This window comes from Halopenitus sp. POP-27 (assembly GCF_029889855.1).
Taxonomy (GTDB): Archaea; Halobacteriota; Halobacteria; order Halobacteriales; family Haloferacaceae; genus Halopenitus; species Halopenitus malekzadehii.
Genome location: NZ_JARANU010000008.1, coordinates 36,447 through 54,475, shown reverse-complemented (window position 1 = coordinate 54,475; position 18,029 = coordinate 36,447). Strand labels below are relative to the sequence as shown.

18 protein-coding genes, 1 tRNA gene and 2 pseudogenes are annotated in these 18,029 nt (G+C 67.1%); 8 read left to right on the top strand and 13 right to left on the bottom strand.

All coding sequences use genetic code 11. The features are described 5' to 3' along the window. The first annotated feature begins 62 nt into the window (after positions 1–62). Positions 63–500 (top strand): acyl-CoA thioesterase, encoded by a 438-nt coding sequence (locus OQF70_RS06615; RefSeq protein WP_092816166.1) that lies wholly within the window; start codon positions 63–65, stop codon positions 498–500. Between the two features lie 68 nt (positions 501–568). Here the strand turns inward: OQF70_RS06615 and OQF70_RS06610 are convergent. Then, positions 569–700: pseudogene (locus OQF70_RS06610) on the bottom strand (DUF123 domain-containing protein); the annotation flags it as partial. Positions 701–992: 292 nt separating this feature from the next. Between OQF70_RS06610 and OQF70_RS06605 the strand changes: the two are divergent. The 5 genes and pseudogenes from OQF70_RS06605 to OQF70_RS06585 all read left to right on the top strand — a co-directional run bounded on the left by OQF70_RS06605 (position 993) and on the right by OQF70_RS06585 (position 4,636). Then, entirely contained in the window at positions 993–1,262 is a 270-nt protein-coding gene (locus OQF70_RS06605; protein WP_280536585.1) for a type II toxin-antitoxin system HicB family antitoxin, read from the top strand. Continuing rightward, positions 1,263–1,511 (top strand): annotated as a pseudogene (locus tag OQF70_RS06600) (type II toxin-antitoxin system HicA family toxin); the annotation flags it as partial. Positions 1,512–1,950: 439 nt separating this feature from the next. Further along, entirely contained in the window at positions 1,951–2,826 is an 876-nt protein-coding gene (locus tag OQF70_RS06595) for an NOP5/NOP56 family protein (protein WP_280536584.1), read from the top strand. After that, positions 2,823–3,464, top strand: coding sequence for a fibrillarin-like rRNA/tRNA 2'-O-methyltransferase (locus OQF70_RS06590; protein ID WP_280536583.1), 642 nt, complete (start codon positions 2,823–2,825; stop codon positions 3,462–3,464). The genes OQF70_RS06595 and OQF70_RS06590 overlap by 4 nt, the downstream gene beginning before the upstream one ends. A gap of 89 nt (positions 3,465–3,553) precedes the next feature. After that, the gene (locus tag OQF70_RS06585; RefSeq protein ID WP_280536582.1) at positions 3,554–4,636 is read left to right on the top strand and encodes a glutamate--cysteine ligase; all 1,083 of its coding nucleotides are present in this window, start codon (positions 3,554–3,556) and stop codon (positions 4,634–4,636) included. A 47-nt stretch (positions 4,637–4,683) separates the two neighbouring features. Here OQF70_RS06585 and OQF70_RS06580 read toward each other — a convergent pair whose 3' ends face one another. Continuing rightward, positions 4,684–5,157, bottom strand: a complete 474-nt coding sequence (locus OQF70_RS06580) for an OsmC family protein (RefSeq protein ID WP_280536581.1) — start codon at positions 5,155–5,157, stop codon at positions 4,684–4,686. 157 nt (positions 5,158–5,314) lie between these two features. Between OQF70_RS06580 and OQF70_RS06575 the strand changes: the two genes are divergently transcribed. Next, positions 5,315–5,749, top strand: a complete 435-nt coding sequence (locus OQF70_RS06575) for a universal stress protein (RefSeq protein ID WP_280536579.1) — start codon at positions 5,315–5,317, stop codon at positions 5,747–5,749. Between the two features lie 2 nt (positions 5,750–5,751). On the opposite strand, the gene OQF70_RS06570 is transcribed toward OQF70_RS06575, so the two are convergent. Together OQF70_RS06570 and OQF70_RS06565 are read right to left on the bottom strand one after the other, a co-directional pair. Further along, positions 5,752–6,957 (bottom strand): inorganic phosphate transporter, encoded by a 1,206-nt coding sequence (locus tag OQF70_RS06570; protein ID WP_280536577.1) that lies wholly within the window; start codon positions 6,955–6,957, stop codon positions 5,752–5,754. 356 nt (positions 6,958–7,313) lie between these two features. Further along, positions 7,314–7,397 (bottom strand) — tRNA-Leu (locus OQF70_RS06565). Positions 7,398–7,479: 82 nt separating this feature from the next. On the opposite strand from OQF70_RS06565, the gene OQF70_RS06560 reads away from it, so the two are divergent. After that, positions 7,480–7,788: a transcription initiation factor IIB family protein gene (locus OQF70_RS06560; protein WP_280536576.1), complete on the top strand. Its 309-nt coding sequence runs from the start codon at positions 7,480–7,482 to the stop codon at positions 7,786–7,788. A 72-nt stretch (positions 7,789–7,860) separates the two neighbouring features. Here OQF70_RS06560 and OQF70_RS06555 read toward each other — a convergent pair whose 3' ends face one another. The 9 genes from OQF70_RS06555 to OQF70_RS06515 form a co-directional block, all read right to left on the bottom strand. Then, the gene (locus OQF70_RS06555; RefSeq protein WP_280536575.1) at positions 7,861–8,355 is read right to left on the bottom strand and encodes a phosphopantetheine adenylyltransferase; all 495 of its coding nucleotides are present in this window, start codon (positions 8,353–8,355) and stop codon (positions 7,861–7,863) included. A gap of 70 nt (positions 8,356–8,425) precedes the next feature. Next, entirely contained in the window at positions 8,426–9,073 is a 648-nt protein-coding gene (locus OQF70_RS06550) for a winged helix-turn-helix domain-containing protein (RefSeq protein WP_280536574.1), read from the bottom strand. 2 nt (positions 9,074–9,075) lie between these two features. After that, positions 9,076–9,327: a divalent cation tolerance protein CutA gene (gene cutA / locus OQF70_RS06545; protein ID WP_280536573.1), complete on the bottom strand. Its 252-nt coding sequence runs from the start codon at positions 9,325–9,327 to the stop codon at positions 9,076–9,078. Between the two features lie 33 nt (positions 9,328–9,360). Further along, positions 9,361–9,570, bottom strand: coding sequence for an HEWD family protein (locus tag OQF70_RS06540; RefSeq protein WP_092816140.1), 210 nt, complete (start codon positions 9,568–9,570; stop codon positions 9,361–9,363). 67 nt (positions 9,571–9,637) lie between these two features. Further along, a complete protein-coding gene (locus OQF70_RS06535) occupies positions 9,638–9,841 on the bottom strand; it encodes a hypothetical protein (protein ID WP_280536572.1) in 204 nt (67 codons plus the stop codon). Positions 9,842–9,931: 90 nt separating this feature from the next. Further along, positions 9,932–12,607 (bottom strand): hypothetical protein, encoded by a 2,676-nt coding sequence (locus tag OQF70_RS06530; RefSeq protein WP_280536571.1) that lies wholly within the window; start codon positions 12,605–12,607, stop codon positions 9,932–9,934. Beyond that, positions 12,600–13,583: a hypothetical protein gene (locus OQF70_RS06525; RefSeq protein WP_280536570.1), complete on the bottom strand. Its 984-nt coding sequence runs from the start codon at positions 13,581–13,583 to the stop codon at positions 12,600–12,602. Before OQF70_RS06525 ends, OQF70_RS06530 begins: the two co-directional genes overlap by 8 nt. Before the next feature lies 1 nt (position 13,584). Beyond that, the gene (locus OQF70_RS06520; protein ID WP_280536569.1) at positions 13,585–16,785 is read right to left on the bottom strand and encodes a hypothetical protein; all 3,201 of its coding nucleotides are present in this window, start codon (positions 16,783–16,785) and stop codon (positions 13,585–13,587) included. After that, positions 16,786–18,015, bottom strand: a complete 1,230-nt coding sequence (locus tag OQF70_RS06515) for a hypothetical protein (RefSeq protein ID WP_280536568.1) — start codon at positions 18,013–18,015, stop codon at positions 16,786–16,788. Positions 18,016–18,029 lie beyond the last annotated feature (14 nt).

The following is an 18,029-nucleotide window of genomic DNA, read 5'->3' as shown; positions in this document are numbered from 1 at the left end:
CGATCCCGCATACCGTCCGGCGATCCGAACGTTTCAACCGGCTCGGGGGTGTGCGTCAGGGTATGCCAGACCTGCTGGACACGTATCTCGAAAACCGGTGGTTCGTTCAGCCCGACCAGGCGAACAACCTCGATACCGCCCACGGCGGGCACGTGCTCAAGTGGATGGACGAGCTGGGTGCGATGTGCTCGATGCGGTTTTGCGGTGAGACCTGCGTCACCGCTCGCCTCGACGAAGTCAACTTCAGGCGTCCCCTGCCGATCGGCGCCATCGCGGTCGTGAAATCCTACGTCTACGAGACCGGGGAGACGAGCATCCGGATCCGGACGCGCGTCTTCCGGGAGGATCCCGAAAGCGGCGAGGAGAAGCTTACAGCCGAGTCATACATGGTCTTCGTCGCGATCGACGAGGACCGAAACCCCGTGGCCGTCCCCGAGGTGACCGTCTCCTCCGATCGCGGCCAGGAGCTGCTCGACGTCGCCCTCGAGAACGAGCCCTAGCACTTCGCGGCCAGCCGACCGTGTGCGTCCTCGACCGCGGCCACCATCGTGTCGACGGCGTCACGCCGCGCCAGGTGGCTCTCACAGTCGCAGTCGGAGGCTCCGAATCCCGGGACCGGTCCGTCCCCGAGCCGGTCCGCGATCGCACACTCCACGTCCAGACCCTCAGTCCGGACGACGTCGGCGATCCGGACCGCCGGGCATCGATCGGGGGTCCGTCGGGCACGCAGTTATCAGTGCCCCATTCGGGACGCCAGGACGTCGGCACGTTCGAGCGTCGGATGACCTCGGGAAGCGTTCTTCCGGCGCCGGTCCGGGGTTGGATCGATTCGTTTCGGCTATCGTGTCGATCATCTCGGACGATCCCCGATCGAAGTAGACGGTCCATCGTGTCCTCGGGCGGAATGGCATATTGGTCCTGTTGGCGAGGTGACCACGTCGTCGACCCCCTCACCAACACTTATTCCGTTCTCACCACGTATGTAGGACATAATGGCAACCTCAACGCGGGACGCCGACGCTCACGAGGATGAGATCCGTCTCTGGCGGGAGGAGGATTCGTGGGTCGCCAAAGACGTTGAAACGGGCGTGACGACCCAGGGGAACTCCCGCGATGCCGCGTTGGCGAACCTCGACGAAGCGGTTGCACTTCATCGAGACGAGATCGGACGGGAGCCGACCGAGCAGGAACTCGAAGCGATGGGAATCGATCCCGAGGACAACACGACCGGCGACCAGTCTCCTCCGGACGTCCTTCAATAGATGGGGAGACGGACCTTTTCTGGGCGGGAGGTAGTCACAGTCCTCGTCAATGCCGGGGATTTTGAGTGGCGACGGACGGCCGGTGATCACGCGCAGCTGTACTATGAGCACCCGACGAACGACGACGATCGACGTCACGTAACCGTGCCACTACACGACGAACTGCGAATCGGAACGCTTCGCGAGATCGCGGATGAAGCCGGTGCGCGAGACTTCGACGCCTTCTGCGACTGGATCGACGGAAACGCGTCGGTATTGGAGAGGGCATCACAGAACGCTTCATACGATGTTTTTTCTATCACATCCTATCTTAATCTCCTGCTAGAACCTGCAAATCTCATCGATCAGAATCTATTCCCCTGCGCTTCTTACATTCTCCACAAAAGTTTGAAGGGAGATCTGATACGGAACCGATCTGCTTCTCGGAAGTGAAGTGGTTATGGCTCGCGTAGTGATCTGCCCATCCACAGCGAGTGTTCTCTGCGAAGTGCCACTTCTGATCTTCTTTTCGTTTTATTTCCACGACAAAACGAAAACAGGCAAAATACATCAGCGTTAGGTACTCACACTGTACTGAGTGGTTCGTGAGTAACCTGGATTGAGTCAGTTATAGATCATTTATCAAACTGAGTGGGAGGGATCAACCCCGTTCGCGAATACATATATGAGTCCGACTTCAAAGACCCCTATGAGCGGTTCAAATCCCGATCACACGGGATGGTTCACGGATCTCGATCCGGGAGGCACCGACTCGGCGACGGCGGCGATCGCCGAGGGATCGGCCGATCAGCCCCGACACTGGCCCGAGATCGCCGTCGAGTCGGGGGTCGCGGCCGACGCCGACGACTACTACGACCGGCTTCACGAGGCCACCCTCGACGCAACGCGGGCGGCGGTCGCCGAGCGCGAACGCGCCGACGACCGGCAGCTTGTGCACGCGATCCGATCCCTGGACGACTGTGAACGCACCGCAAACGAACTCGCCGAGCGCGCCGCCGAGTGGGCCGGGGGCCTGTTCGCGGACGTCGACGCCGGCATCGAGGGCGCGCGCGAGGTCGCGACGTACGAGCCGGAAACGGCGGCGGAGCGCCGGGCGGTCTCGTTGGCGACTCGGGTCGTCGATCTCGCCGACGAGGCCGAGGCGATACGCGAGTTCATCGAGCGGACGGCGCCGGCCGTGGCGCCGAACCTCGCGGCGATGGCCGGGCCGGTGCTGGCGAGTCGCCTGATCGCGCTTGCGGGCGGCCTCGAGACGCTCGCGAAGAAGCCCTCGGGAACGGTGCAGGTCCTCGGCGCGGAGGACGCGCTGTTCGCACACCTCGAGGGGCACGCGCCGTCGCCGAAACACGGCATCATCTTCACCCACGAGTACGTCCGCGAGACCCGCCCCGCCGACCGCGGCTCCGCGGCGCGGGCACTCGCCGGCAAGTTGACGATCGCCGCGCGGATCGACCACTATAGCGGCGATCACCGCGAGGAGGTCCACGAGGACCTCCGCGACCGCATCGCAACGATCCGGGCGCGGGCCGCGGACGACGAGGACGGCGCGGAGGGCGACCAATGAGCGATGACTCCGTCCTTCCGGCCGGCGTCGAGCGACGCACCATCGCCGGGGAGGAGACCCTCGCGACGCGCGGCGAGCCGGTCTACGGCGAGCCGACCGACGGCGACTGGCGCGCCTGGAACGCCTCGCGGTCGAAACTGGGTGCGATGTTCGAGCACGGGATGGAGACGGGGCTTGCGGGCGGCGATCGCGTCCTCTATCTCGGTGCGGCCGCGGGAACGACGGTCAGCCACGTCGCGGACTTCGCGGGCCCGACCTACGCGGTCGAGTTCGCGCCGCGGCCCACCCGCGACCTGCTGGACGTCGCGCAGTCCCGCGACCGGCTCTTCCCGCTGTTGAAGGACGCGCGGGCGCCAGAGACGTATGCCCACGTGGTCGAGTCCGATCTCGACGCGATCGTCCAGGACGTCGCGACCAGGGGGCAGGCCGACGTGGCCGTTCGCAACGCGCAGTTTCTGGCCGACGACGGCCGGCTCGTGGCAGCGATCAAGGCACGCAGCGAGGACGTGACTGCGGACCCCGAGGCCGTCTTCGACCGGGCGGTCGACCGGCTCGGCGACGCCTACGAGGTGCTCGATCGGCGGCGGCTCGAGCCGTATCACGAGGACCATCTCGCGGTCATCGCGACGCCGCGGTGAGTGTCGCCGTCGGACGAACATCCTCGCGGATTCGTGACCGCCATCCGCCTTCCGACCTTATATAGTGTCCCACGAATAAGGGGTGATCGATGGAACTCGGTTCGCGGGACGCGTTCGACCGGATGGGCACGCTCGGCATCGAGGAGGAGTTCTTCATCGTCGACGAGGCCGGCCGCCCGACCTCCGGGATCGCGGACCTCGTCTACGGGCCCGACCCACCGGACCCGATCGCAGGCGCCGTCGACCACGAGCTGTTCGCCTGCACGATCGAGGTGCAGACGCCACGCATCGACGATCCCGCGAACGCTCGCGACGCCCTCATCGACGTTCGAAACGCGCTGATCGACCACGCGGAGTCGCAGGGCTACCGGATCGCCGGCGCCGGACTCCACCCGGAGGCGCGCTGGCGCGAGCTCGACCACGCCCAAAAGCCCCGCTATCGCTCGCAGCTCGATCGGATCCAGTATCCTCAACACCGAAACACGACCGCCGGCGTCCACGTCCACGTGGGCGTCGACGACGCCGATGCCGCCGTCTGGATCGCCAACGAACTGCGATGGTATATGCCCGTCCTGCTCGCGCTCTCGGCGAACTCCCCGTTCTGGAACGGCTTCGACACCGGGCTCGCCTCCGCCCGGGCAAAGATCTTCGAGAACCTCCCGAACACCGGGATACCCTCCCGGTTCGAGGACTTCGAGGCGTTCCAGCGGTACGAACGCCGGATGGTCGAACACGGCTCGATCGAGGACCGGGGCGAACTCTGGTTCGACGTCCGCCCCCACACCCAACACGGCACCGTCGAAGTCCGTGCACCCGATGGCCAGCGCGACCCAGACGTGACGTTGGCGTTCGCCGAATACGTCCACGCGCTCGTCGTCGACCTGGCGGAGCGCTACGCCGACGGTGAATCGGGGTCCGACACCCGCCGGGAGATCCTCGACGAGAACAAGTGGCGTGCGCTCCGACACGGCCACGGCGCGTCCGTCATCACTCCCGACGGTGAGGGCGTCGTCTCCCTCGAGGAGGTCGTCGACCGCGAGTGCGACCGGCTCGACGTCACCGGGATCCGGGAGGTCCTCGACGACGAAAGCGGCACCGAGCGACAGCGACGGATCCACGAGACGGAGGGGATCGACGCGCTGTGTGCGGACCTGAAGCTTCGACGGCGCTGATCGGCGCGTCGGGACGTCCGGTCACCGAGACGTCACCGTGACGCCTCCTACTCCGAGGTCACCGACACCGACTCGCCGACGAGTTCGATCTCGGTCGGAGTCGCGTGCTGCAGGTTGTCGCCGACCGGGCACCGCTGCTCGACGTCCTCGAGCCACGCCTGAAGCCGTTCCTCGTCCGCGTCCGTCTCCGCGTCGATCGCCACGCGGATCTCTTGGTAGCCGGCTCGTGCGTCGTCGGAGACGCCTTGGAGCTTTCGGGGGTCGAGATCGCCCTCCAGGGAGATCTCAAGCGAATCGATCTCGATGTCGTAGTCGTCCGCGACGATGTGGGCGACGACGTTGAGACAGCCCGCCCACGATCCGAGGAGGTACTCGACCGGGTTCGGGCCGTCGTTCGTTCCGCCGAGTGCCTCGGGCTCGTCGACGACGAACTCGAAGCCGCGCGTCTCGACGGCGGTTCGCGTCGCGCTTTCGCCGTGTGCATCGACCGTGTACGTGTGCTGCTGTGCGGATTCGCTCATCGATCCCCGATACGAGCGCGATAACTATAAAACATCAATACCCACCCAAGAATAACCGGTAGATATGACGCCTGGCGGGAACGGGGTTTCGGGACCTGCCGAGCGTCGTGCGGTGTCGATCCCGCCCATTCATGTGCCACGCCCACCGACGTGGTGTATGGAGCCCAGTCACGTGCTCGTCCCGCTTGACGGGTCGCCGCTGGCCGAGGCGGCGCTGGCTCACGCGCTCGACGTGTTCGACTGTCGGACGACGATCTTGAGCGTGGCCACGCCCGTTAGCACCGGGATGAGCGAAAGCGGCGTCATCGAGCGGGAGGAGCAACGACGCGAGACCGCCCGCGAGCGGGCCACGGCACTGCTCGAAGCGGCCAGGGAGACGGCCAGCGAGGCCGACACGGCTAGCGAGGTCGAGACGGTCGTCAAGGAGGGCGAGCCGGCCGAGACCATCATCGCCTACGTCGAGGACGGTGACGTGGACCACGTCGTTATGGGAGGACACGGAGGGACCACCGGCATCGCCTCGCGTCTCCTGGGCACGGTCGCCACCACGGTCGTTGCGGAGGCGCCGGTGACGGTGACCGTCGTCCGCTGAACCTACTGCGCTAGGATCGGTGCTGCCAGCCGGTAGAGCCCGTACCCGATGGCGATCGATCCGGCGAGCGTCAGCACCCAGAACACGAGCGTCGTGGCGATCTTGCTCCGGGAGACGCCCGCTGAGCCGCCCGCGAGGCCGCCGCCGATGATGCCCGAGAGGATGATGTTGTTGAAGGAGATGGGGATGCCAAGCAGGATGGCCGCCTGTGCGATGACGAAGCCGGGAACCAGCGCCGCGATGGAGCGGCGGACGCCGAGTTGGGCGTACTCCCGGGAAGTGGCCTGGAGCAGTCGGGGCGAGCCCATCCAGGCACCGCCGAGGATACCCACTGCCCCCAGTGCGAGCAGAACGATGCTCGGTAGGCCGAGTTCGACTCCGTAGAGGTTCTCCAAGGGACCGGTGGCGAGACCGACCTGACTGCCGCCGCTGGAGAAGGCGACGATGCTTCCCAGCACGATGAGGAAGGTCTTGATGCCGCGGTCGACGGAGGCGACCGTCCGTCGGCGGATGAGCCGGAAACTCACCGCCGCGGCGACGAGGGTCGCGATGATCGTCGCGGCGTCCACGCCGGCCACGGTGGGCGTCGAGACCACGCCCGAAGCGAGACCGGCCAGCGAGCCCCGTTCGGCTCCCGTCGGCGAGGGGAGGATGCTCAGCCGGACGTTCGCGACGATGGCACCCACCAGCGCAGCCAGAAACGGGATACTCAGCGTCTCCGGAACGTCGTCGTGGCGCAACAGCGTGGCCGTGGCGTAGGCCAAGCCGCCGGAGACGGGCGGCACCAGGACCCAGAAGGTGGCGATCTGTCTGTAGGTGGTCATCGCCGGCGACCCACCCAGTGACAGCCCGACGCCGATCATCGCACCAGTGGTCGCGAACGCCGCGGGGACCGGGTAGCCGCTGTAGATGCCGAAGGCCATAAATCCGGTCGCGGTCAGGAGCCCGACCGTCGCCGCAAGGGACGTGATGGCGACGCCGTCGACGAGGCCGGACCCGACCGTCTCGGAGATGCTTCCGCCCTGCGTGAGCGCGCCGAGCGCGGCGAGGATGCCGATGGCGAAGGCCGCCTTCATCGTCGAGATGGCGTTGGCCCCGATCGCGGGAGCAAACGGTGGCGAGTTGCTGTTGGCGCCGAGCGTCCACGCCGTGCCGAGGCTGACCACCGTCGCCAGCACGATCAGCAGCCAGAAGACGACGCCGTTCACTGACGCCCCTCGAACGATGTGGCCGGCAGAGTTTGCGCAGCAGTCATCAGTCGGGCGTGTTTCGGCACTGACCAGTAAAAGGGTTCCTGCGGTCGTCCGTCGGTGGACGACCCCCCTGCTGCACTCAACGATGGACTCCCGACCGGACGGGCGATATGCGCCGGAGCGGATTTGAACCACGGTCGCAGCAGAGCTGCTCCCTGATTCAAATCCTCGGTTCGCACCTGCTGCTCTCGGCGATGTTCTCAGTAGAATGCGTGGGACCGGATTCGAACCGGAGCCACTTCGCTCGCGTCCGCTCGCTCGTGGCAGGGTTCAAATCCGCTCCGACTCCCTCGCTCACTCCGTTCGCTCAGTGCGTGGGACCGGATTCGAACCGGCGGACCCCTACGGGATAGCGTCCTAAGCGCTACGCCGTTTCCGTGCTTGGCTACCCACGCGCACCGTGAGGTACTGGCAGGCTCCCCAAGTACCTGTCGAACCGCGGAACTATTTATATACCCGACCCCGCTAGGGAGAGGTATGTATCGAGCGAGCGACCACGTCGCCAACGAGGAGTGGATCGACCGGATCGACGAGGCATGTGCGACACTCGACCTCGGCGACGACGTTCGATCGACGGCGGTTGACCTCTTCTTGTCGAACGTCCCCGATGCCGACCGCTCCAAGGCGACGGTCGCCGCGGCCAGTCTCTACGCCGCGGCGCTGATCCGCGGGCAGGAACGTCCCCAGTCGGCAGTCGCCGACGCCATGTCGGTGACGCGGCTCAGCGTTCACACACACTGGAAGGACGTCCTTGAGGAAGCGGGGTTCACACCGCCGAGCTGGTGATGGGCTGGGAGTGGTCCGGTCGGTGCGTGTCCGATGGCGGGCCCGATCGCCGGTTGCTCGATGGCGGGTGGATCACTCCGGCCGCGTCGCCTCACGACCCTCGCGGTCGGGCGTGAGGGCGCCGTGTTCGTCGATCTCGCCTTTCACGATCCGGGTCGAGGAGATCCGCTCGCCGTCCTCGGCGGGCACGTGATCGACGACGACGACGTCGAGATGATCGTGGCCGGCCTCGCGGCGTATCTCGTTGATTCGCTCGCCGCCGTCCTTCGTCTCCGGGGAGACGATCAGCGCGTCGAACTGCGGTTCAACGGCGATCCCGGTCGGTTCGGTGAGCGTTCGAATCGTGTACTCGCGGCCGTGTTCTGCAGCCAGCGGCGCGAGTTCGGCCTCGAGATCGCGTTTTCGCTCCTCGAAGGGGCGTACGTACCGCTCGACGTGACGCGTCTTCGGCGCGAGCTCGTCGCTCGTCAAGCCGACCGTCACGTCGCCGAGTTCGAAAGCACGCTCGAACAGCTTCCGGTGGCCGTCGTGGATCGGATCGAACGTGCCACCTAGCGCGACGTCCATACCCGCCCGTCGCGTCGGCGCACCTTAAAAGGTCCCGAACCGTCGGCGGCGTCCCGCCGGCGCGCCTCGCTTACGTCCCGTCGGTGTCTCCCGTGGTAGTGGTGTCGTCGTCGACGTCATCGGCGGCGTCGTCGTCGCCCTCGGCTTCCGCCCCCGTCTCACCGTCGTCACCGCTCTCGACGGAGATCCGGACCGGCTCGCTCCGATCGTCGCTCGAGTCGCCACCGAGACGTCGGTCGAGGTTGAAGACGGTGTTCAGCTCCGATTGCACCTGCCCGGCGACGCCGCGGACGAGATCGCTCGGGGCGATCGCCTCGTACTCGTAGGGGTTGTTGCCGGCGCCGTCGCTTTCGCGTTTCTCCCGCATGACGGTCTCCTCCTCGTGGAGCTCGGCCACCGCCTCCCGAACGGTGCTCGGGTATAGCCCCGTCCCGTCGGCGATCTCGTCGCTGGTGCTTCGGGGATGCTCCCGGAGGTACACGTAGATGCGGGCGCGCGTTTCGGTGTCGAGCACCCACGACAGCAGGTCGACGATGCCCTCGTCGAACTCCTGAACCGCCTTGTCGGCACCCTCGCCGAGTTTCTCACGCGTCTTGCGGATCTCCTCGCGGGTCCGCTCTCCCGGTGCGGTGTCCGTCTCCTCGTCGGTCTGGACCGCGTCATCGTCGGTCGAGTCCGTCCCGTCGTCAGCCGGAGATGTGTCGTTGTTGGGCGTCATTCTTACCTCATACTCGCCGCTGAGCGGGGAAAAGGGTTTCTCGTCGTTTCGGATGGGACGGAACTGGCCGGTACGGCGACGGCGTACGGCCCCTCGTCGTCGCCCACCCCGCCGTCGACGTCGGGCGTCTCCTCATCGGCGACGACGTCGCCGTCCCACCGGTACGTCGACCGGCACGGCACGCGGTTGACGCAGGCAACGAGCCGTTCTGCCACCACGGTCTCGGCGATCCGCTTGGCGTGGTCCCGCGGCACGGTCACGTGGAGGATCGGCGTACGGTTGCCGTCTCAGTCACGGCGATCGGCGGCGTCGCCGGCGTCCGCCGTGTGGTCGGCCTCATCGTCGAACGGGAGGAAGTCGCCGTTGATGTCCCATTCGTGGATGCAGAAGGTGTCGCCGGCCTCCTCGACGCGCCAGCTCTCACGATCGTCGTCCCACCGCTCGATCCGGCCGCAGTTCTCACAGACTCGCTCGTTCGGGGTTCGAAGCGCGGACATACCTGCACGAGGGACGCGCACCGCAAAAAACGTGTCTCCACCGGGTGGACCTGACGGGGCCGGTTCCTCACGTCGCGTCCTCGATGACGCCGAGCCATTCCAACAGCTCCGCGAAGATGTACGGCCGCACCGCACAGACCACGCCGACGGACGCACACACCACTCCCTGGACGGGCCAGGACATCATCACGACGATGCCGACGCCGCAGATACCGGCCCCGAGAAGCCGCGTCAGCGCTTTGTATACCCGAACGCGTCGTTGCGTGACCATTCGTCCCGTCGCGTACGGATGGATCCGGCTCGCGCGTACAAATCCCCGTCGCTCGCGGCGACGATCCGGGGTGAAACGGCGGATCGACCGCTACAGCAGGAAGTCGCCCGCCGTTGCCTCCTTGGACTCCTGGACGAAGGTCCGCGCGTTGAGAACCTCCCGAACCACGAACAGGAGGAACACCACCGCGAACAGCAGGGTCGCGCCGTACAGCGAGTACCGGAGGATCGTCAACTCGGTCCCGATCTCGTTTCGCGTGTCCGCGACCGCCTCCGCCTCGCCGGTCGCGCCGGCCTCGCGGAACGCGGATTCGGCCGCATCGAGGTCCCCGGAAACGCTCGCCGCGTGAGCGGTGACCTCGTCGATCCGTGCCGGGTTCAACACGAACGGCTGGCCCAGGACCGTCAACGTGGCGTTGTCGGCGAAGGCCCGGTGGTCGTTCATCGCCGTCGTTCGATGGTCGACGCCGGTCGAAACCTGCTGTTGGTACTCCGCGAAGCTCGACTCGGCGGTCGATTCGTACTCGTCGACCTGGTCGCCGTTGCCGCGCTGTCTGGCCAGCTCGGCCAGGTTGTCGCTCGCGAAGTGTCGTTCGAGCGCGGTTGCCTCCCCGTCCTCGAGCACTGATTCGTAGTGGGACCGCTGTTCGTCGACGATCGATGCGACCGGGTCCTCGGTGGCCGACACCGACGTCTCGAGCGCGTCCGCCGTCTCCTGGTCCTCGATGTTCGAGGCGTACTGGGCGACCATGTTCCGGGCGATGATCGCGCTTATCACCTCACGCTGGGCGGCCTCGTAGTTGCCCTCCGACTGGAACTGTTGGGCCGATTCGACGGAATCGATCAGCACGACGGTGCTTTGCCCGACCGTCAGCGTCCGCTGGATGTCCCCGTTCGAGAAGGATTCGCCTTCCTGGAGGCGGGTCTCCATCGACCGCAGTGCCCCGGTCGTCGACTCCGCGGTCGTCGCCTGCCACCCGCCAGCGCTCGCCTGCTCCTCGAGGTCGCCGATGATCGCCTCCGGCGAGAGAAGCCTGGCGACCGCCGTCACCTCGATGGTCTCCGTCTCGACGCCGTCCGCGGAGACGCGATAGCGCCAGGTGTACTCCTGATACGCCTCGGCGTCAGTGTCGAACTGGAGGCTATAGACGAGCGGTCCCGTCTCGCCGGCGTCGATGTCGCTGGGCGGCTCCTGGTTCACCGTCAGCCATCGGTCGGACCCGGAGACCCGCTCGAGTTCGACGTTCGAGAGGTCGTTGTACCCGAGCGCCTCGCCGACGTCGATCGTCCGCGTCCGCTGTTCGGTGATCGTCACCTCGCCGAAGGCGACGTTCGACTCGCCGACCGCGAGGTCGGTACCGTGTTGGACCTCGATCTCGCGCGTGATCGTCTCGGTGCCCGCGTCGCCGGCATCGACGCGCACGTCGAGGGCGTAGGTTCCCTCCGGCGTGTCCGGATCGGCGGCCAGTTGCACCGTCGCCTCCCCGGTTCCGCCGCCCGGAACGGCGCCCGGGACGTCGGTCACGCTCGCCTCGATCCGCGAGTCGCTCACCGACGCGTCAACCGACTGGACGTCCATCTCGAGGTCGCCGCCGTTCTCGAACTCGACGGTCGCGTCGGTCTGCTGGGTGGAGACCGTGCGTGGCTCGTCGAACTCGAAGGTGCGCATCGGAACGCGCACGTCCGCGAGCGTCGCCGGATAGATCACCCGCGCCTCGAAGGTGACGGACGTGGCCGGGCTGTCGGGATCCGTCCCCGAGATGTCCGTCGTGAACCGGAGCGTCTCGTGTTGTCGGGCGTCCGAATCCGCGGTGATCCGAACCGCGGCCGTGTCCGACCCGCCGGCGCTCGTCGAGAAGCCGCCGGTGTCGAAGGCGATGGATCCGTCCGCATCCGACCCGCCCGACACCTCGAGGCCGTCGAGGCCGGTGAACCCGCCCTGTTCGGTGACCCGGAACTCCGCCGTCGAACTCGACCCCACCAGCACGTCGCCGACGTCGACCGTGCTGCCCGCGACGCCCGCGACCGGCGGCGTGCTCACGTCGACGTCGAAGCTGAAGTCGCCGCCGGACGTGCCGAGGTTGTCCTGCACCGTGCCGGACACCCGTGTCGTCCCCGTCGGCGCATCCCGATCGACGGTCACCTGGAGGTCGATCGTTCCCTCCCGGTTGCCGTCGATCCGCGACGGCATTCGGTCGACGCTCACGGAGATCCCTTGCGGCGTGTCGAACGCGACGTCCTCCGGAACCATCGCGCCGTTCCCGGTGTTCGGGACGTCAAGCGACACGCTCTGGGTCTGTGAACCGCTACTCGTGAAGACGACCTCGACGGGCGCATCGTCGACCTGAACGCTCCCGAACCGAGGTTCCGCCTCGTCAACGGTTAGATCTAGGGACTCCGTCGTCGCGGTGCTGCCGTCGTCGTAGTATAGGCTGGCGGATTCGCTGTATGTCCCCTCGGACGCGCTCTGGTCGGCAGTCGCTCTGTAGGAGACGCGGTAGGTCTGGCCCGCCTGCACGGTCATCGGGAGCCGATCGTCGAACGTGAATGAGACGTCGCCGGTCGACGGCTCATCCGCACTCGTGATCGTCCCGTTCTGTGGGGCCGTGAACGTGAACTGCATCGTCGTCGACTCCGATCCGCTGTCGATCGCCGCATCGACCGTGACGCTGCCGGAGGCCGCCCCGACGGGCATCGAGAGCCCGACGAGCACCGACAGGGCGACGGCCATCACCACGAGCCGCCGCATCCCGAGCGCCTCAGGCATCGTCCACCTCCAGGGGTGTCACGAGCTCGTCGAGGGCGCTCGTGTGGAGATCGCGTGCCCAGACCGAGATCCGCCAGATCACGCCGGCGGCGACGGCGATGAAGACGCCGGCGTAGAAGAACGCGAGGATGGCGCTTGCGACGCCCGCGGACACCATCGCGGTGAAGGCCCGGCTCTCAAGCGCCGCGGCCTCGCTCGTGTCCCCGTCGAGTCCGTGTTCCTCGGCGATCGCGGCGGCCTCGCTGGCGTCTCCGTGGGCGCTCATCGCCGCCGTGTACTCGGAGATCGCGCCGAAGGGGCCGGAGAGGACGTAGTCGGTCGTCCCCTCACAGGCCGCGCCACAGCCGTCGAGGTAGGTGTTCGCGTCGCCGACGAGCTCGTCGTGACGGTTCATATCGCTCTCGTACTCCGCGAGAAGCTGGTCGCGTTCCAGCTGGGCGTCGGCGAACCGCTCCGACTCCCCGGCGCCGTCGAAGGCGCGAACCGACGCGTTGAGGAGCTCGAGCCGCCGTGGGGTCGATTCGGCCGCCTGCGCCTGCTCGTAGAGGGTTTCTCCCTGGGTCGCGTAGAACCGCTCGAGCGCGACCGTCCCCAGGCCGGCGTACTCCTCCCCGCCGGCGTCCGAGAGCTGGTTCAGGTGTGACTGCGCCTCCGTGGCGTGGTCGACGCTCTCGATCGGGTTCTCCTCGGCGTCGGCGTACGCCTCCTGGAACGCGAGGATCGCGTTCAAGAGGTGATGCATCCGCGTGTCCATCGACGAATCGAACTCCGCGGCCGTCTGTAGCTCGACGACCGCCTGGCTCCGTGCCAGGTCGAGTTCGGTGTATTCGGTCAGTGCCTCCGCGTTCCGGAGGTCGTTCAGTTGCGTGAGGTACTCGCCCGCGGACCCGTGGTCCGCAGAGGCCCCCGTGACCGCGAGCGAGGACAACGCAAGCAGCGATACGCCGATAACGATGAGGGATCGTCGCGTCACCATGTTAGAACACCGTCTCCTCCAGTCGGTCCACGAGTTCGGGGTGATCGAACACGCGCTGTACGGCGTCGAGCATCCACGCCGACACCACGAACTGGACCCGCGTTTCGGTCCGGGTATCGCCGGGCGTACTCGACAGATGGTCCTTGATCCGGTCGTACTGCTCGCGGACGGGCGAGACCGTCGAGACCTCCCCGCGCCGCTCGCTCAGGACCGCCTCGGTCTCCTCGAGCCGGTCGGCCGTCCGCCCGCGGTGGTCCGCCCGCTCGGCCGCCACCACCGTGATCAGCTCCTCGAGCATCGCCGTCCGCTGGTCGCTCCCGCGGGGACCGCCCGTCCCCCCGCCGGAACGCCGCCCTCGCCGATCGTCGGACCGACCGCCACTCCGGCGCCCGGATGAGGACCGCCGCCCGGATCCCCCGGATCGCCGATCGTCTCCGGACGTCGTCAGGACCGCGGGATCGCCCTCCCAGCGGACGCGCTCGTTGCGCAGGGAGGAACACGCGCCGAACAGGTCGACGTTCTGTTTCGTCGTCATCGCGTCGCGGGTGTACTCGATCGCGTCCGCGACCGCCGCGAGGACGGCCTCGGTCACCTCGTCGGGGTCGACGCCGTGTTCGACGAACAGCAGTCCCTGGTCGGGGAACGTCGAGAGGAGATCCAGCGCCGCGGTGAGCACGCTTCCGTAGTAATACGGGATCGCGCCGTCGCGGTTCGACCGGGTGAGGTCGGCGATCTCCTCGTTGAGCTCGTCGATCCGCACCTGATACGGCGCGAGATCGAAATCGAACGCGCCGTCGATCGAGACGCGGCGCTGCTCGTCCGCCACCACCTCGACGGTCTCCTCGTCCACGTCGACGATCGCGTCCGAGTCGAACGACGCCGTGACCCGGTACTCCCCGATCACGAGGTCGTCGATCGTCACCGACCCATCGTCGTCGCTTCGCGCCTCCGTGCCGCCGTCGTTGGCGCGCGGGAACTCCCCGACCGGTTGAACCGACACGGGAACGTTGCCCGCCGACTGCCCGTCGATGCCCGTCTCGACGACGATCGTCCCCGTCTTCGGCTCCAACCCGATCGACTGCTGGAGTCCCGACTCGGTCGACTCGTAGCGGTCGTGTTCGACCTCCAGCGTCACGGACTCGGGATCGACCGACGGCGGCAGCTCGAGGGTCGTCGTCCCGTCGCCGTCGGTCCGCAGGTCGTCGCCGTCCACGTCGGTGGTGATGACGTCCTCCGGGGTCCGGCACCGGATCTCCGCGTCCGCGATGCGTTCGTCCTCGTCGCGGGCGCTATGCACGGTGACCGTCCCCTGCTGGGGCGGCACCTGGACCCGGATCGACTCCTGGCCGCGCGGAAGCGTCGTGCCCGTGTCGCTCCCCTCGACGCGCACGTAGTACTGTTGCTCCGGGACGTCCACCTCCCCGCTCCCGGCAACCCGTTTCTGTTGCGGATTCATCGTGTTCGCCATCCCGCCGGTCGGCTCGAAAACGACGGTTCGCGTCGTGTCGACGGGGTCGCCGCTCGCGTCGACGAGATCGACGTCGACGGTCTGGATGCCCATCCCGCCGCCGGCTCCCGATTGACCGCGGCCGCCGGATCCGCCGGGACCGTCCGATCCGCCCGAGGAGGTCAGTTTGAAGACCCCGATCCCGCCGATGACGACCACGAGGAGGAACCCGAGGATGGCCTGTCCGATCGTCGATCCGATGACGGTACCGACGATCCCTACGATCCCGCCTGTACCGCCGATACCGCCGGTCAGGGGTTCGACGCCGGTGTCCTCGTCCGCCGATCCGTCGACGGTCGAGGCGACGGCGGTCTCGTCCTCCTCAGTGACGATCAACAGGGTATGTCCCGTTCCGGTGAGCCGGTAGCCGGTCTCGGGGACGACGAGCGTTTCGTTGTCGACGTCGACCGGAACGTCCTCGAGGAGGCGCGGCTCGCCCGACCGGTTCTCCCAGGAGACGTAGACGTCGACGGTCGGCGTGGCGTTCTCGTCGTCATTCGTGTCGAGTGCGACCGTGTCGCTCAGTCCGGAGACGGCGACGTTGGAGGCGTTCGTCACTCTCGCCTCGAGGACCGTCCCCGAGATCGTTGCCGTCCCAGATCCGACCGTTCCGCCGTCACCCTCGATCTCGACTTCCACTTCGGATCCGGGCGCGCCGAGCACCAGGCCCCCGGAGGAAAACCGGAGTTCACCGCCGTTCTCGGCGGTGATGCTGCGCGTGGTGATCGGGGACCGCTCCCCGACGGTTCCCTCGATCGTGACTACGTACTCGCTCCCGTTGGCGATCTGTGGGTGAGCGACGACCACGTCGCCGCCGTCGAGGAGAACCTGCGGGTTCCCCGTGATGTCGTCCACCGCGATCGTCGTCGGAGATCCGACACGCGGGGCATCTTCGTGGTCCGCGGCCCCGATCTCGATGTCCTCGCCCGTTCCGATCAGGGTCTCGAACCCGGAGCTACGGACGAACCGGAGCCGGTCGCGGTCAGCATCACTTGCTGGGCCGATCCGTTCGGCGTAGACGTTCGTCTCCTCATCGCCCGCCGAGAGGGTGAACAGCAGATTCCCCTGCAGCCCGATCGACTGCTCGATCGGCACGACGAGCCGGTTTTGTGCGTCGAAGGCGGCGCCGTCGCTCGCGAGGTCGACGTACCATAATGTGCCCGTTCCATCGCCGAGTGATTCCCCGTCACTGGTCCGTGAGACCGTCACCGTCGCGTCCGAGAGGTCGTCGAAGGACCGTTGGGTGAGATCGACCTCGTAGGTGTAGGTGCCATCCGTCTCGGACCCCTCGACGTTCTCGTAGGGGTCCGCGTCCGCGACGACGACGTCGATCCCGGTCTCGTTCTCGCTCTCGAAGGCGTCGGCGGAGACCTCGATCTCGAGCGTCGATCCATCGAGTGTGAACGAGAGGTTCGAGTTCCGTGCCGTGCTGTTCGTCTCGACGTTCCGTGCCGCCGGATCGGCGGCACCGAGAGCGATCGCCGTCGACGTCGGACGGTCGTCGACGGTCGTGCTCTCCCGTGCGTCGACGGCGGACTCGCCACCGGCGTCGACGGCGGACCCACCACCCGTGTCGCCGGCGACGCCGCTATCGCCCGCACCCAGGGCTGCCCCCGCGACCGGTGCGATCGAGAGCGCGACCAGCAGCAGGAGGGTGAACGCGACCGCGTCGATGCGTGTCCGGGTCCGGCTCATTCACTCCTCCAGGAACCTGATGTACTCGTCGAGGTTCTCTTCGATCCGGGTCATCTGGTCGGCGGCGATCGACGCGTTGCCGAGCCGCCGGCCGCGTTCGAGCCGCGTCTTGTGCGTCTCGAAGGCGTCCCAGGAGCGGTCCAAAAGCGGCTCCAGATCGAAGCCGCCCAGCAGCAACAGGACGTCGACCTTGTCGCGGGCACCGTCGGTGATGGAGACGGTCGACATCCCCGGCGCGTCGATACCCCGATCCCGCTTCCAGGATTCGAAGGCGGAGTTGACCGCGTTCTCGCTGAACTCCTCGTCGTTCGCCAGCCCCCGGGGCGCCCGGACGATCGCGAACGCCGTCTTCGTCGTCGAGACGTCCATCGGGACGAAGGCGTTCTCTGCGGCCTTCTCGAACATGTACTCGAGGTCGTAGACGTTCGCGTTCATGTCCGTCGCGATGGCCGGCGTGAAGTGGTACGCGCCGATCTGTGAGGGAACGCTCACGTAGTCCTGGACGTCGATCACGCCCTGGGTCTCCCGGCCCGCGCTGATCATCAGGTCGAACGCCTCGATCAGCCGCTCGTTGACGATGTCGTTCGGATGGCCGTGTGGATCATCGTCGCCGTTGCCCATCTGGGCGATGTGGGTGTTCGCGCCGAGGAGGACCATGTCCGCGTTCTGTGTCCCGTCCGGCATTCGCAGGAGGCGGGAGAGCCCACAGACCGCGTTGAACTGTTGTTGGGGCGGTTCGTCCTCGTAGGGCCATACGCCGATCGCCGCGTGGATGACGTCCTCCATCCAGGGCTCATAGGCATCGCTGTCGCTCCCGTTTTTGAACGTTCGGATCGTGTAGGGGATCGACCCGTTCCCGGTGCCGCCGCCGAGCGTCGCCATATGCATAAACGCGTCCGCGGTCGGCACCACGCCGCGGATCGAGCGGATGATCTCGTCGATGCTTTCCTCGGCGAGGCGCTCGCCGTCGGCGAAGACGTTGCCGGCCCCCTCGTCGCTGCCGAAGACCATCGCGTGGTCGCCGAGCGAATCCGAGTCGCCGAGGGTGTTCTCGAGGCGGTCGATCGTGTTCCGGATGTCCGTCCGGTTCGTGTTCATGACGAGGATCCGGTCCTCGACGCCGGGGTTCTCCCGGCGGCTGAAGAACTGTGAGGCGATGCGACCGCCTCCCTCGCCGGATGCGATGACTGCCCAGCGCGTGTACGTATCGGTTCGTTGGGTGTGGGACATGGTCGATGGTGGGG

Coding starts and splice junctions, on each gene's coding strand:
- OQF70_RS06615 (WP_092816166.1), top strand. CDS start 63: ATGCCAGACCTGCTGGACACGTATCTCGAAAACCGGTGGTTCGTTCAG.
- OQF70_RS06605 (WP_280536585.1), top strand. CDS start 993: ATGGCAACCTCAACGCGGGACGCCGACGCTCACGAGGATGAGATCCGT.
- OQF70_RS06595 (WP_280536584.1), top strand. CDS start 1,951: ATGAGCGGTTCAAATCCCGATCACACGGGATGGTTCACGGATCTCGAT.
- OQF70_RS06590 (WP_280536583.1), top strand. CDS start 2,823: ATGAGCGATGACTCCGTCCTTCCGGCCGGCGTCGAGCGACGCACCATC.
- OQF70_RS06585 (WP_280536582.1), top strand. CDS start 3,554: ATGGAACTCGGTTCGCGGGACGCGTTCGACCGGATGGGCACGCTCGGC.
- OQF70_RS06580 (WP_280536581.1), bottom strand. CDS start 5,157: ATGAGCGAATCCGCACAGCAGCACACGTACACGGTCGATGCACACGGC.
- OQF70_RS06575 (WP_280536579.1), top strand. CDS start 5,315: ATGGAGCCCAGTCACGTGCTCGTCCCGCTTGACGGGTCGCCGCTGGCC.
- OQF70_RS06560 (WP_280536576.1), top strand. CDS start 7,480: ATGTATCGAGCGAGCGACCACGTCGCCAACGAGGAGTGGATCGACCGG.
- OQF70_RS06555 (WP_280536575.1), bottom strand. CDS start 8,355: ATGGACGTCGCGCTAGGTGGCACGTTCGATCCGATCCACGACGGCCAC.
- OQF70_RS06550 (WP_280536574.1), bottom strand. CDS start 9,073: ATGACGCCCAACAACGACACATCTCCGGCTGACGACGGGACGGACTCG.
- OQF70_RS06540 (WP_092816140.1), bottom strand. CDS start 9,570: ATGTCCGCGCTTCGAACCCCGAACGAGCGAGTCTGTGAGAACTGCGGC.
- OQF70_RS06535 (WP_280536572.1), bottom strand. CDS start 9,841: ATGGTCACGCAACGACGCGTTCGGGTATACAAAGCGCTGACGCGGCTT.
- OQF70_RS06530 (WP_280536571.1), bottom strand. CDS start 12,607: ATGCCTGAGGCGCTCGGGATGCGGCGGCTCGTGGTGATGGCCGTCGCC.
- OQF70_RS06525 (WP_280536570.1), bottom strand. CDS start 13,583: ATGGTGACGCGACGATCCCTCATCGTTATCGGCGTATCGCTGCTTGCG.
- OQF70_RS06520 (WP_280536569.1), bottom strand. CDS start 16,785: ATGAGCCGGACCCGGACACGCATCGACGCGGTCGCGTTCACCCTCCTG.
- OQF70_RS06515 (WP_280536568.1), bottom strand. CDS start 18,015: ATGTCCCACACCCAACGAACCGATACGTACACGCGCTGGGCAGTCATC.